The sequence below is a fragment of the Herbidospora solisilvae genome, from assembly GCF_009901565.1.
GTDB classification, from domain to species: domain Bacteria; phylum Actinomycetota; class Actinomycetes; order Streptosporangiales; family Streptosporangiaceae; genus Herbidospora; species Herbidospora solisilvae.
The window spans coordinates 894074-907500 of record NZ_WXEW01000001.1 but is presented as its reverse complement, the minus strand read 5'-3'; the positions used below and the strand labels follow the sequence as shown (position 1 = coordinate 907500).

At 71.1% G+C, this 13427-nt stretch carries 12 protein-coding genes; 11 read left to right on the top strand and 1 reads right to left on the bottom strand.

Annotation, left to right across the window (positions count from 1 at the left end; translation table 11 throughout):
• Positions 1-10: 10 nt before the first annotated feature.
• The gene (locus tag GT755_RS03870) at positions 11-1243 is read left to right on the top strand and encodes an FG-GAP-like repeat-containing protein (protein ID WP_161478284.1); all 1233 of its coding nucleotides are present in this window, start codon (positions 11-13) and stop codon (positions 1241-1243) included.
• Here the strand turns inward: GT755_RS03870 and GT755_RS03865 are convergent.
• Positions 1240-2610, bottom strand: a complete 1371-nt coding sequence (locus GT755_RS03865; RefSeq protein WP_161478283.1) for an MFS transporter — start codon at positions 2608-2610, stop codon at positions 1240-1242. The two genes, GT755_RS03870 and GT755_RS03865, sit on opposite strands and share 4 nt — an antisense overlap.
• 224 nt (positions 2611-2834) lie before the next feature.
• On the opposite strand from GT755_RS03865, the gene GT755_RS03860 reads away from it, so the two are divergent.
• From GT755_RS03860 to GT755_RS03815, 10 genes are all read left to right on the top strand, one after another.
• The gene (locus GT755_RS03860) at positions 2835-5012 is read left to right on the top strand and encodes a M6 family metallopeptidase (protein ID WP_161478282.1); all 2178 of its coding nucleotides are present in this window, start codon (positions 2835-2837) and stop codon (positions 5010-5012) included.
• A 146-nt stretch (positions 5013-5158) separates the two neighbouring features.
• Positions 5159-5722: a hypothetical protein gene (locus tag GT755_RS03855; RefSeq protein WP_161478281.1), complete on the top strand. Its 564-nt coding sequence runs from the start codon at positions 5159-5161 to the stop codon at positions 5720-5722.
• 106 nt (positions 5723-5828) lie between these two features.
• Positions 5829-6794: an STM4015 family protein gene (locus GT755_RS03850; protein ID WP_202609561.1), complete on the top strand. Its 966-nt coding sequence runs from the start codon at positions 5829-5831 to the stop codon at positions 6792-6794.
• A complete protein-coding gene (locus GT755_RS03845) occupies positions 6791-7627 on the top strand; it encodes an STM4015 family protein (protein ID WP_328794157.1) in 837 nt (278 codons plus the stop codon). The genes GT755_RS03850 and GT755_RS03845 overlap by 4 nt, the downstream gene beginning before the upstream one ends.
• Positions 7624-8580, top strand: a complete 957-nt coding sequence (locus GT755_RS03840; RefSeq protein ID WP_161478280.1) for an STM4015 family protein — start codon at positions 7624-7626, stop codon at positions 8578-8580. Before GT755_RS03845 ends, GT755_RS03840 begins: the two co-directional genes overlap by 4 nt.
• Positions 8577-9494 (top strand): STM4015 family protein, encoded by a 918-nt coding sequence (locus GT755_RS03835; RefSeq protein WP_161478279.1) that lies wholly within the window; start codon positions 8577-8579, stop codon positions 9492-9494. Before GT755_RS03840 ends, GT755_RS03835 begins: the two co-directional genes overlap by 4 nt.
• Entirely contained in the window at positions 9491-10525 is a 1035-nt protein-coding gene (locus GT755_RS03830; protein ID WP_161478278.1) for an STM4014 family protein, read from the top strand. The genes GT755_RS03835 and GT755_RS03830 overlap by 4 nt, the downstream gene beginning before the upstream one ends.
• Positions 10522-11319, top strand: coding sequence for an STM4013/SEN3800 family hydrolase (locus GT755_RS03825; RefSeq protein WP_161478277.1), 798 nt, complete (start codon positions 10522-10524; stop codon positions 11317-11319). Before GT755_RS03830 ends, GT755_RS03825 begins: the two co-directional genes overlap by 4 nt.
• On the top strand, positions 11303-12553 hold the full coding sequence (locus tag GT755_RS03820; RefSeq protein WP_161478276.1) for an STM4012 family radical SAM protein: 1251 nt from the start codon (positions 11303-11305) through the stop codon (positions 12551-12553). The genes GT755_RS03825 and GT755_RS03820 overlap by 17 nt, the downstream gene beginning before the upstream one ends.
• Complete coding sequence (locus GT755_RS03815) at positions 12550-13410, top strand: STM4011 family radical SAM protein (RefSeq protein ID WP_161478275.1); 861 nt, start codon at positions 12550-12552, stop codon at positions 13408-13410. The genes GT755_RS03820 and GT755_RS03815 overlap by 4 nt, the downstream gene beginning before the upstream one ends.
• Positions 13411-13427: the final 17 nt, after the last annotated feature.

Sequence of the window (13427 nt, the reverse complement as noted above, 5' to 3'; positions counted from 1 at the left end):
CCTCGGCGTCATGACCCTGACGATCCCCCTGCTCACCGGCCTGACCCCGCAGTGCGGCCCCTTCGTGGCGGTGGCCCAGCCCTACGCGACCGTCGACGGCCAGGTCAGGGCGGGCGCGGTCCGCATCCTCGACGGCCCGCTGATCATCCAGGACGACCCGGAGCCGGGCGACATGTTCGGCTCGGCCCTGGCCACGGGCGACTTCGACGGCGACGGCTGCGCCGACCTGGCGATCGGCGCCTCCGAGGAGGACGCCGGCCCCGGCGGCCGCGACGGGCACGGCGTCGTCGAGATCCTGTACGGCCTGACCTCCCGGACGACCGTCGAGCTGCCCGGGAAGGGGGCCGACCGCTTCGGCGCGGCCCTCGCGGCGGGCGACCTCGACGGCGACGGCGACGACGAACTGGCCATCGGCGCCCCCGGCGGCGGTTCCGTCTACGTCCACGGCCAGGGCTCGAAGCTGCGCCGGATCAAGAACACGGGAGGCGCCGTCACCGACCAGTTCGGCGAGGCGCTGGCCACCGGCGACTTCGACGGCGACGGCACCGACGAACTGGCGATCGGCGCGCCCGGCGCCAACCTGATCCGCCAGGGCGAGGGCACCGTCTCCGTGGTCGCCAAGGGCGGCCGCCGCCTGCTCTACTCCCAGGAGACCTACGGCATCGACGGCCTCTCCGAAAGCTGGGACGCCTTCGGCGCGGCCCTCGCGACCGGCGATTTCAACGCCGACGGCCACGACGACCTGGCGATCGGCGTGCCCGGAGAGGGCCTGAACAAGCTCCAGCGGGCCGGAGACTACGGCGAAGGGGCCGTGGACGTCGTCTACGGCTCCCCGGGCGGCCTGCGCCCGGCCGCCGCCGAGGCCTGGACCCAGAACAGCCTGGCCGGGAAGGCGGTCATGTACGACCGTTTCGGCACCTCCCTGGCCGCGGGCGACCTCAACGGCGACGGCGACGACGAACTCGTGGTCGGCGTGCCCGGAGAGAACGCCGTCCAGGTGCTGGCGGGGACCCGGAGCGGCGGCCTGACCCGGAACCACAACGTGCTGATCCCCGGCCCGAAGGGCGCCGAGTTCGGCGCGGCCGTCATGGTGCACGACGGGAACCTGATCGTCGGCGCCCCGACCAAGGGCGCGGTGTACCGCTACCGAGGCAGCGTGAGGAAGGGCTCCTACCCGGGGGTGGGGAAGAAGGGCGAGAAGATCGCCGAGGGGGACGGCTTCCTCGGATTCGGCCTCGGTTAGAAGCGGATTCTGATCCCCAGCACGGAGATCAGCGCCGAGATCGCCATCATGCCCGCGCAGGCGTACATGGACAGCCGGAACCCCGCGTCGAACAGGACCGGGTTCAGGTAGGCCTCGCCGGTCAGCCCGACCAGCGGCGGCACGGCCGCCACGGCCAGCAGGCTGCCGGTCCGGGCCAGGGCGTTGTTGACCCCGCTGGCGATGCCCGCGCGGCGCTGCGAGGCGGCGGCCAGCACGGTGGCCGTCAACGGGGCGACCGTCAGCGACAGGCCCAGGCCGAACAGCGTCACCGGCGGCAGCACCTCGGTCAGGTAGTGGGCGCCGGCGCCGATCCGGCTCATCCACATGAACGCCAGCCCGGACAGCAGGATCCCGACCGTCATGGGCCAGCGCGGGCCGATGCGGCGCGCCAGCTCACCGGCGTAGGGGGAGATCACCAGCATCAGCAGCGTCACCGGCACCATGGCCGAGCCCGCCGCGAACGCCGAGAAGCCCGAGACGGTCCGCAGCTGGAGCACGAGCAGGAAGAACACCACGCCCATCGCGGCGTACATGAACAGCGTCACCGCGTTCACGGCGGAGAACGCGGAATTCCGGAACAACCCCACGGGCACCAGCGCCTGCTCGCCCCGGTGGTGCTCGACGAGCACGAAGGCGGCCAGGATCACCACGCCCAGGACCATCGGCACGACCTCGGTCTCGATCAGGCCGAAGGTCAGCGCCGCCAGCCCGATCGCCGCCAGACCCGCGCCCAGCGCGTCGAACCGGCCGGCCGCCTCCTCGTCGCGGGTCTCCGGCACGTGGCGCATCGCGATCAGCAGCACGACCACGGCCAGCGGCAGGTTGATGAGGAAGACCCACCGCCAGCCGATCGTCTGGACGATCCAGCCGCCCAGCAGCGGCCCGACGGCGGCGGCGGTGCCGCCCAGGCCCGACCAGGCGCCGATCGCCTTCGGCCGGTCGTCGGCCGCGAACGTGGCCTGGATGATCGCCAGCGAGCCCGGGGTCAGCAGGGCGCCGCCGACGCCCTGGAGCGCGCGGGCCGCGATCAGGGCCTCCATGTTCGGCGCCAGCCCGCACAGGGCCGAGGCGATCGCGAACCAGACCACGCCGATCATGAACACCTTGCGGCGGCCGTAGCGGTCGCCCAGGGAGCCGCCCAGCAGGATCAACCCGGCGAGGGTCAGCGTGTAGGCGTTGATCGTCCACTGCAGGCCCTCGATGTCGGCCTCAAGGGCCCGGCCGAGGTCGGGCAGCGCCACGTTGACGACGGTGCCGTCGAGGAGCGCCATGCCCGAGCCGAGCACCGTCGTCACCAGAATCCAGCGGCCCTTGGCCGTGCTGAGCTGCACCGCTTCCGTCGTCACCCGACCAACATAGTCACCGTGCGGGCCTGCTCCGGTCAGCGAATTAATGGTTTTCGGTCTTTCTCACGCCTTTCCTGGATTGATGTGAGGAAGAAGCGCTTACCGCCAAACTGACTGACATTTATTGGCAGATGTCATGCTTGTAGCCCCCGCCTCCCGCCAGATAGTCACGGTGTGTCAGTGCGGCCTGTCACAGTGCCGCAGCAGCACCCGAAGGGGGTTCAATGACACGCAGACGTGTCATCGCGTTAGCAGTCACCGCCCTTGCCCTCCCGTTCGCGACGCTCCTCCCGGCCACGACGTCGGCCGCCGCCCCGGCGCCGTCCTCGGCCCCGCTGAACGACTTCCGGCACTGGGACGGCAAGCTCGCCGACACCTTCCAGGGCAAGAAGATCGACCTGCCCACGCGCTACGAGCCGTCCAAGGCGCGGAAGACGACCGCCGCGGCGGCGGCCACACCGCCGGTGGGCACCGTCCGGAACTGGCTGGCCATCGACGACACGCAGGCCGGGGGTGCGCCGTTCCCGAAGGCGTTCACCCTGCGCGGCGTCGGCGACAAGATCGAGGTGTGGGTCGCGAACGATCTGTCGTTCCCGGCCGGGGACTGCCGGGCGCAGATCCCGAACTCCACGACGATCACCGACGCGCAGGTCGCCTACTTCGTCAACGAGTTCGACACGAACATGTACCCGAAGGAGACCGCGGCCTTCTCCACGCCGCCCGACCGCGACGGCACCAACGCCCGCATCCCCGGCGACTACACCGGCGACGGCGACAAGACGGTCGCGCTGATCGACAACATCCGCGACGACAACTTCTACGACTTCCCGGCCAACCCGACCTACATCGCCGGCTTCTTCTCGGCCGGCATCAACGAGCGCGTCGACCGCAACGTCATGACCGTCGACGCCTTCGACTGGGCCCACCGGACCGGCGACCAGCCGGCCGACGAGCCCACCGGCGACCTGTGCACGAGCCGGCCGGCCCGCCCGAACGCCTACGAGGGCACGTTCGCGCACGAGTGGCAGCACCTGCTCATGTACTACACCGACCCGTTCGAGGGGAACTGGATCAACGAGGGCCTCTCGGACTTCGCCCAGACCCTGACCGGCTACGTCGACGCCAGGGCCACCATCGACGACTACGGCGCCGACAGCCACATCTACTGCTTCCAGGGCTTCGGCAACGTCCAGGCGCGGTACAACCCCAACCCCCGGCAGTGCGGCGGCCCGCAGAACTCACTGACCCTGTGGGGTGAGGGAGAGCCGAGCGAGGTGCTCGCCGACTACGGCAACGCCTACGAGATCATGCTCTTCCTGTACGACCGCTACGGCGCCGACTTCATGTCCACGCTGCACCGCGACGGCGAACGCCAGGGCCTGGCCAGCCTGGAGGCCGCGCTGAAGGCGGAGGGCGCCGACCTCTACCGGGTCATCCACGACTACCAGTCGATGGTCCTGCTCGACCGCATCGTGGAGAGCCGCACCGGCATCGTGCTGGGCGTGCCCAAGTCCCGGGTGACCTCGGCCTCGCTCAGCTCCACCGTCAACCTGGCCAACCCCGACACCTACGACACCCCCGGCGCCGCCCCCAACGGCGCCGACTACGTGACGCTCCAGAAGGCCGACGGCAAGCCCTTCAAGGGCAGCGAACTGCGCACGCTCACGTTCACCGGCGCCACCGGCCTGCCCGCCCTGCCGCTGGCCTGGACGATCGTGAACGACGAGCCCGACCGCCCCGGCAACCCGGTGCTCTTCTCCGGCAACGAGAACAACCTCAACGTCAGCGCCGTGGCCGAGGTGAGCGTCCCGGCCGCCGACCCGACCCTGCGCCTGCTCGCCAAGTACGGCGCCGAGGAGGGCTACGACTACGGCTACGTCGTCGTCTCCACCGACGGCGGCGCGACCTACACCCCCATCTCGGGTGACCAGACCGTCGAGGGCCCGCTCGGCCCGTCGCTGAACGGCACCACCAGCGGCTTCGAGCCGCACACGTTCGACCTGTCCGCCTACGCGGGCCAGGACATCCTGCTCGGCTTCCAGTACGTCTCCGACGGCGGCGTCAACGAGGGCGGCCTGTACCTCGACGACGTCACGGTCGGCGGCACCGTCGTCAGCGACGGCTCCAGCCTGGAGCCGTTCGACTCGTTCACCGAGATCAAGCCGACGGCCGTGCACAACTGGAACGTCCGCCTGGTCGGCCTCGACGAGAAGCACAAGGTCGCCGCCCAGGTCGAGTTCAACGGCAAGGGCACGATCAACCTGAACCGCCTCGAACTCCTGCTCGCCCGGCCGTTCACGAAGATCGTGGCGATCGTGGCGTACGACGAGCCGACCGAGCTCGGCCAGCAGTACGCGCCCTACACCCTGACGGTGAACGGCGTGACCCAGCCCGGCGGCTGATCCCCCCGGCCCCGTGACCCGCACGCCTGGGGCTAGGCGTGCGGGTCACGGCCCTTCGGCCGGCGGTGCCGTCGCCGTGGGACGAGTCCTTGTTCGATTCTCGTCGCCCCCCGAACCTTTCCCGGCGGCGGTTCGTCTCACCAGTCATGATTAAGCGGATCATTTCCCTCGCCGTCGTCGTCACGGCCTTAGGCGCTTTGGTGCCCGCCACGGCACAGGCGTCAGCCGGGCAGGTGCTCAAGCTGCGTAAGGGACTGACGATCACCCTGCCGTACGCGTGGAAGGTGCGCGGCAAGGGCGACTTCGTCTACGTGGTCGCCGGTAAGTGCAAGAAGCTCCATGAGCCCGGCTGCCACCAATTCTCGATCTACGGGCCGAAGGGCATCGCTGTCGGGGACGAACTGTTCGAGCCCTACACGGGCGAGTCGCCCTACTACCCCGCCACCGACGTGCAGCCGTGCCCGCTGAACGCGAAGTGGAGCTACGGCGGCGGCGTCAAGCTGCTCACGTCCGGCTATCGCGCGATCGGCAAGGGGCACAAGGCGCAGTACCGCGCCTGGCGGATCACGTGCGTCGCGAACGACTCGTCCAAGGTGAGGGCGACCTTCGTCCAGCGTGAGTGGCTGCTGCCGAAGTCCAAGATCCTCATCGTCGACAAGTTCAGCACTGCCGGCCTGTCCAAGGTGCTCACGAACGCGGTCTGGCGCTGACCGATCCGCTGATCGCCGACCGGGGCCGAGTTGCGGAAGCAGCTTCGATCACGAAATATGGGCCAGCTCCGTGATTTGTCGCCGCGTTCTGATAGGAACTGGGCCCATGCTGACAATCCTCCCGGAGAACATCCACCCTGACCCGTGGGATCTCTACGACGAGCGCTACGCCGGTCTCGACGTCTGCGTCTTCCCGCCGGACGACGACGAGAAGCTCCCGGCCGCCGGCACGGTGGCGTGGCGGATCGCCGAACCCGACGCCTACGACGCCGAGGAGGGCGCGTTCGCCGGGACCCTCCAGGTGTTCCTCGACCAGGTCGCGACCGAAGAGGTGCGGGCGCTGGTCATCGGGTGCTGGGAGCAGGCGTACGACACCGACTCCTCCGTGATCGTCTCCATGCTGGCCGACAACGCCAAGCGGTTCCCGGCGCTGCGGGCGATCTTCCTGGGCGCGATCCAGTCGGAGGAGGCGGAGATCTCCTGGATCCAGCAGTCCGACGTCACCCCGCTGCTCACCGCCTTCCCGCAGCTGGAGCGGCTGGAGGTGCGCGGCGGCAGCGGCCTGGCGCTCTCCCCGGTCCGCCACGAGAACCTGCGGGTGCTGCGGTTCGAGACCGGGGGGCTGCCCGCCGAGGTGGTCCGGGCGGTCGCCGCGTCCGACCTGCCCGCCCTGGAGCACCTCGACCTGTGGCTCGGCGTCGACGACTACGGCGGCGACTCCACGGTCGCCGACCTGGCCCCGATCCTGGCCGGCGACCGGCTGCCCGCGCTGAGGCACCTGGGCCTGCAGGACAGCGACCACCAGGACGAGATCGCCGCCGCCGTGGCCGCCGCCCCGATCGTGGCCCGCCTCGACGTGTTGTCGCTGGCCATGGGGACGCTCGGCGACGAGGGCGCCGAGGCGCTGCTCAGCGGCCAGCCGCTCGGCCACCTCAAGGTGCTCGACCTGCGCCACAACTACGTGACCGACCCGCTGGCCGAGCGCCTGCGCGCCTTCGTCGGCGACGCCGAGCTCGACCTGGAGGAGCGCAAGGAGCGCGACGACTGGATCTACGTGTCGGTGGCCGAGTGAGCCACGTGGACCTGGGCAGGGGGATCGATGAGGGCGTCGACATCCTCAACGACCTGGACTCCTTCTTCGCCGGCGACGGCACCGAGGAGGTGTCGTCCATCAGGATCGGCGAGTGGCCCGAGATGTACGAGGAGAGCTCGGAGGCCATCGTCGAGAAGCTGGTCGCCAACGCCCACCTGCTCCCGGGCCTGCGCAGGCTGTCCATCGGCGACGTCGATCCGGACTGGTGCGAGATCTCCTGGATCCAGCTCAGCGACATCACGCCGCTGCTGACCGCGTTCCCGGACCTGGAGCGCCTGGACCTCCGGGGAAGCGACGGGCTGGCCCTGACCCCGCTCCGGCACGAGAACCTGAAGGTGCTCCGGGTGGAGTGCGGCGGCCTGCAGAGCTCGTTCGTCCGGTCGGTCGCGGCCGGTGACTTCCCGGCGCTGGAGCACCTGGAGCTCTGGCTCGGCGTCGAACGCTACGGCGGGAACACGACGGCCGCCGACCTGGCCCCGATCCTGGCCGGTGACCGGCTGCCCGTCCTGAAGCGCCTGGGTCTGCAGGACAGCGAGATCCAGGACGAGATCGCCGCCGCCGTGGCGTCCGCGCCCGTCGTGGCCCAGCTCGACGAGCTCGACCTGTCGATGGGCACGCTGACCGACGCCGGGGCCGAGGCGCTGCTGGGCGGCCAGCCGCTCAGTCACCTGAAGGTCCTCGACCTGCACCACAACTTCCTCAGCGACACGATGACCGACCGTGTCGCGAAGGCGCTGCCCGGGGTCGACGTCAAGCTGCACGACCGCTTCTCGCCCGAGGACGACCGGCTCTACGTGGCGGTGTCCGAGTGACCTCGCAGATCTCCCTCCACGTGCCGCTGCGCCCCGAGGAGCACGACGACTACCGGGAGCGCTACGCGAACCTGCCGGTGATCGGCTGGGACAGGGAAGGCGGCAAGAAGCCGAAGCCGGGCGGCAGCGGCGCCTGGTACCTGGGTGTCCTCGACGAGGACATCCTCGAGGAGATGGACGCCTTCTTCGAACACGTCGACACCGAGACGGTGCCCGCCCTCGTCATCGGCCACTGGGACGACATGTTCTCGACGAGCTCGGCGCCCATCGTGGCCAAGCTGACCGCCAACGCGCACCGGCTGCCCGCCCTCCGGGCGCTGTTCGTGGGCTCGGTCGGGTCCGACTGGTGCGAGATCTCCTGGATCAAGCAGAGCGACATCACCGCGCTGCTGACCGCGTTCCCCAACCTGGAGCGCCTGGAGATCCGGGGCGGCGACGGCCTCGCCCTCAGCCCGGTCCGGCACGAGAAGCTGCGTATGCTCCGGATCGAGAGCGGCGGCCTGAGCGGCGCGTTCGTCCGGGGGGTCGCCGGGTGCGACCTGCCGGCGCTGGAGCACCTGGAGCTCTGGCTCGGCGTCGAGAACTACGGCGGCGACTACACCGTCGAGGATCTCGCGCCGATCCTGAACGGCGACCGGCTGCCCGCGCTGAAGCACCTGGGCCTGCAGGACAGCGACCGCCAGGACGAGATCGCCGCCGCCGTGGCGTCCGCGCCCGTCGTGGCCCGTCTCGAGAACCTCGCCCTGTCGATGGGCGTGCTGACCGACGAGGGCGCCGAAGCGTTGCTCAGCGGCCAGCCGCTGACCCACCTCGACCAGCTCGACCTGCACCACCACTTCCTCAGCGAACCCATGATGGCGCGCGTCGAGAAGGCGCTGTTCACGGTGGGAGTCGACCTCGACGAGCGCCAGCACGACGACGACGGCTGGTTCTACGTGGCGGTGGACGAGTGACGATCTCCCTCGACCTGCCACGGCACACCGACGACACCGACGTCTACTACCGCCGGTACGCCGGCCTGCCGACGGTGGACTTCTTCCGCCAGGCCGTCCACCCGCCCGGCGAGGTGGCCTGGGAGCTGGGCTGCGACGATCTGGACGACTTCTTCGACGCCGTCGACCCCGCCCAGGTGCGCGCCCTCGTCGTCGGCGGCTGGGACGCCGACGCCGACGCGGTCGTCGAGCGGCTCGTCGCCGAGGCCCACCGGCTTCCGGCCCTGCGCGCGCTCTTCTTCGGGGCGATCCCGCAGGAGGCGCTGGAGATCTCCTGGATCAACCAGACCGACGTCACCCCGCTGCTGACCGCCTTCCCCGACCTGGAGCGCCTGGAGACCCGGGGCGGCATGGGCCTGCGCCTCTCCCCGGTCCGCCATGAGCGGCTGCGCATGCTCCGGGCCGAGAGCGGCGGGCTCGACGGCGACTTCGTGCGCGGCGTCGCGGCGTGCCGGTTCCCCGCGCTGGAACACCTGGAGCTCTGGCTCGGCGTCGAGGAGTACGGCGGCGACTACACCGTCGACGACCTGGCCCCCATCCTGAGCGGCGACCACCTGCCCGCCCTGAAGCACCTGGGCCTGCAGGACAGCGACCGCCAGGACGACGTCGCCGCCGCCGTCGCGACCGCCCCGATCGTGGCCCGGCTCGACGGCCTCGCCCTGTCGATGGGCACGCTCACCGACGACGGCGCCGAAGCGCTGCTCAGCGGCCAGCCGCTCACCCACCTGCGGCGGCTCGACCTGCACCACCACTACCTGAGCGACGCCATGATGGCCCGCCTGCGCGCCGCCCTCGGTTCCGTCGACCTCGATCTGGAAGCCCAGGGAGATCCGGACGAGTTCGACGGCTGGCTCTTCACCTCGGTGAACGAATGATCGTCATCGGCACGCCCGGCGACCGCCGCACCGACCTGTTCGGCGCGGCGGCCCTCGCCCACGGCCTGGGCGAGATCACCGTGGTCCCCTGGACGGAGGTGCTGACCGGCGCCCCGCTCCGGTTCTCCGGTCTCGTCCGGGTCGACTCGCCCGGCGAGTCGGCCGAGGCCGACGCCCTGCTGCGGGGAGCGGGCGACCCGACCCGCGTCGGGGGAGGGGCTACCTGGTACACCCGGTTCATGGAAGGGGTGAGGCGGGTGGCCGGGGCGGGCGGCGAGTTGCTGGCGGACGTGGACGAGATCGCCACCATGTTCGACAAACGCCGCTGCCACGCCCTGCTCGACTCGGCCGGTCTCCCGGTGCCCGGCGGGGTCACCGTGAACTCCTACGGTGAGCTGCGGGAACAGATGCGCGCGCGGGCGTGGCCGAGGGTGTTCGTCAAGCCCGCCCACGGCAGTTCGGCGTCGGGGGTGATCGCCTTCGAGACCTCCGGCGCCCGCCTGCGCGCGGTCACCTCGGCCACCGAGGACCTGCGGAACTCGCTGGCGGTCCGGACGTACACCGACGAATCGACCGTCGCCCGCATCGTCGACACCCTGGCCCCCGACGGGCTCCACGTCGAACGCTGGTTCCCGAAGGCGTCGGTCGCGGAGGGCCGGTTCGACCTGCGGGTGGTGACGGTCGCCGGGCGGCCGACCCACGCGGTGGCGCGGGTGAGCCGGGTGCCGATGACCAACCTGCACCTCGGCGGGCGGCGCGGCGACCTGGGGGAGATCCGGGCCCGGCTGGGCGGCGACCGGTGGGACGAGGCGATGGACGTCTGCGCCCGCACCGCCGCCTGCTTCCCCGGCAGCCTGACGACCGGCGTCGACCTGATGATCGGCGCCGACTGGCGGTCGATGGCGGTCGCCGAGGTGAACGCCTTCGGCGACCTGCTGCCCGGCCTGGGCGCGCTCGACGGGAGCGGCCTGACGACCTACGAGTGCCAGGCGCGGGCGATCGCGGCGGGGTGGCGATCGTGCGCGACATGAACACGATCGTGGGCAGCCACGACATCCTGCTCCTCACCCTCGACACGCTCCGGTACGACGTCGCCGCACGCCTCATGGCCGAGGGGCGCACGCCGGGCTTCGCCCGCTTCCTGACCTGGGAGAGACGGCACAGCCCCGGCAGCTTCACGTTCGCCTCGCACGCCGCGATGTTCGCCGGGTTCCTGCCGACCCCCGTCACCCCGGGGCCGCACACCCGGCCGTTCGCGGCGACCTTCCCCGGCAGCGCCACCACCTCGCCGCAGACGTGGGTCTTCGACGCGCCCGACCTGCCCGCCGGGCTGGCCAAGGCCGGTTACCGGACCGTCTGCGTCGGCGGGGTGGGGTTCTTCAACCGGCTGAGCCCCCTGGGCTCCGTGCTGCCGGACCTGTTCCAGGAGAGCCACTGGGCGCCCGAATTCGGGGTGACCGCCCCCGACTCCTTCGAACGGCAACTCGACCGGGCCGAGGAGGTGCTCGACGGCGTGCCGGAACCGGTCTTCCTGTTCCTGAACGTCTCGGCGCTGCACCAGCCCAACCGGTTCTACCTGCCCGGCGCGGCCGACGACTCGATCGAGTCGCACGCGGCGGCGCTGGAGTACGTCGACCGGCACGTCGCCCGGCTGTTCGCCCTGATGACCCGCCGCCGGCCCTGTTTCGTGATCGTCTGCTCCGACCACGGCACCGCCTACGGCGAAGACGGCCACGTGGGCCACCGGCTCGCGCACGAGGTCGTCTGGACCGTCCCCTACGCCGAATTCGTCCTCGACCGGAGCTCCGATGATCAGTCCGTATGAGAGTTACGTCTACGCGTACCCCCACAAGACCGCCTACCGCCCGCTCGACCCGCGCCCGGCGCTGGCCGACGTGTGGCGGGGCGAGCGGGCCGGGTCGTTCTACGCCCACATCCCGTTCTGCGAGATGCGCTGCGGCTTCTGCAACCTGTTCACCCGGACGGGCGCCCCCGAAGACCTGGTGGCCGCCTACCTCGACGCGCTGGAGCGCGAGACGCTGGCGCTGGCCGACGCGGTCGACCCGGCCTTCACCACGGCGGCGATCGGCGGCGGCACCCCGACCTACCTGAGCCCCGCCGAGCTGACCCGGTTGTTCGACGTCACCGGCAAGATCACCCCCTACGGCGAGATCCCGCTGTCGGTCGAGACCTCCCCGGCGACCGCGACCGCCGACCGGCTGGCGGTGCTGAAGGAGCGCGGCACGACGCGGATCTCCATCGGGGTGCAGAGCTTCGTCGACGAGGAGGCGCGCGCGGCGGTGCGCCCGCAGAAGCGCGCCGAGGTCGACCGCGCCCTCGACACGATCCGGGCGACGGGCTTCCCGATCCTCAACGTCGACCTCATCTACGGCATCGACGGCCAGACCGCCGCGACGTGGCGGCACTCCCTGGAGACCGCGCTGCGCTGGGCCCCCGAGGAGCTCTACCTCTACCCGCTGTACGTACGCCCCCTCACCGGCCTCGGGAAGATCGGCCGCGACTGGGACGACCAGCGCATGGAGCTCTACCGCGAGGGCCGCGACCTGCTGCTCGCCCGCGGCTACGAGCAGGTGTCGATGCGCATGTTCCGGCTGCCCGGCACGCGGACCTCGACCGACTACTGCTGCCAGACCGACGGCATGGCGAGTGTGGGGTGCGGGGCGCGGTCGTACACGAGCACCCTGCACTACTCCCACGAGTACGCGGTCGGCGCCCGCCACGTCCGGTCGATCATCGACGACTACGTGCGCCGCGACGACTTCACCGAGGCCCTGATCGGCTTCACCCTGACCGACGACGAACGGCGGCGGCGGCACACGATCCAGAGCCTGCTCCAGAAGGACGGCCTGGACCTGCGGCTCTACCGCGACCGGTTCGGCGGCGACCCCGACGTCACGGCGGTGCCCGAGAAGTGGCTGGTGCACGACGGCGACGTGCTGCGGCTGACCGGCGAGGGCCTGGCCCACTCCGACGCCGTCGGGCCCGCCCTCTTCTCCGCCGACGTCCGCGCCCTCATGGCGGGCAACGACGCCCGATGACCCATCTGACGATCCTCTACCGGGGCCCGCTGGCGAGTTGCGACTACGACTGCGCCTACTGCCCGTTCGCCAAACGCCGCGACACCCCCGAGCAGCTCCGCGCCGACCGGGCCGCGCTGCGCCGCTTCACCGAGTGGACCGCCGCGCAGGACCACGAGGTGAGCGTCCTGTTCACGCCGTGGGGGGAGGGGCTGGTCCGGTCGTGGTATCGGGAGGCGATGGTCGAGCTCAGCCACCGGGCCAACGTCCGCCGCGTCGCCATCCAGACCAACCTCAGCTCCCGCACCGCCTGGCTCGACCGGGCGAACCCGGACAAGCTCGCCCTGTGGGTCACCTACCACCCCACCCAGGTGACCTATGACCGCTTCCTGGCCAAGGTCACGGGCCTGCCGGTCCGCCACAGCGTCGGCGTGGTCGGCGACCCCGCCCATCTGGAGGACGCCCGCCGCCTGCGCCGCGACCTCCCGGCTGAGACGTACCTGTGGATCAACGCCGAGGAGGGCCGGACCTACACCGACGAGGAGGCGGCCCGCTGGCAGGAGATCGACCCGCTGTTCCACTACAGCCGCTTCCCGCACCTCAGCGCGGGCCAGGCGTGCCGGACCGGCGACACGGTGATCTCCGTGGACGGAGACGGGACCGTCCGGCGCTGCCACTTCATCCCGACAGTCCTGGGAAATCTCTATGACGGCACGTTCCGCGCCCGGCTGGGCCGGCGGGCCTGCCCGAAGCTGGAGTGCGACTGCCACATCGGCTACGTCCACCTCGAACCGACCGGCCTGTACGACGTCTTCGCCGGGGGCGTCCTCGAACGTATCCCTCACAGGACTCTCACAGAACCGTCCAGGAAGCCCTGAGCCCGGGAGCGCACGCT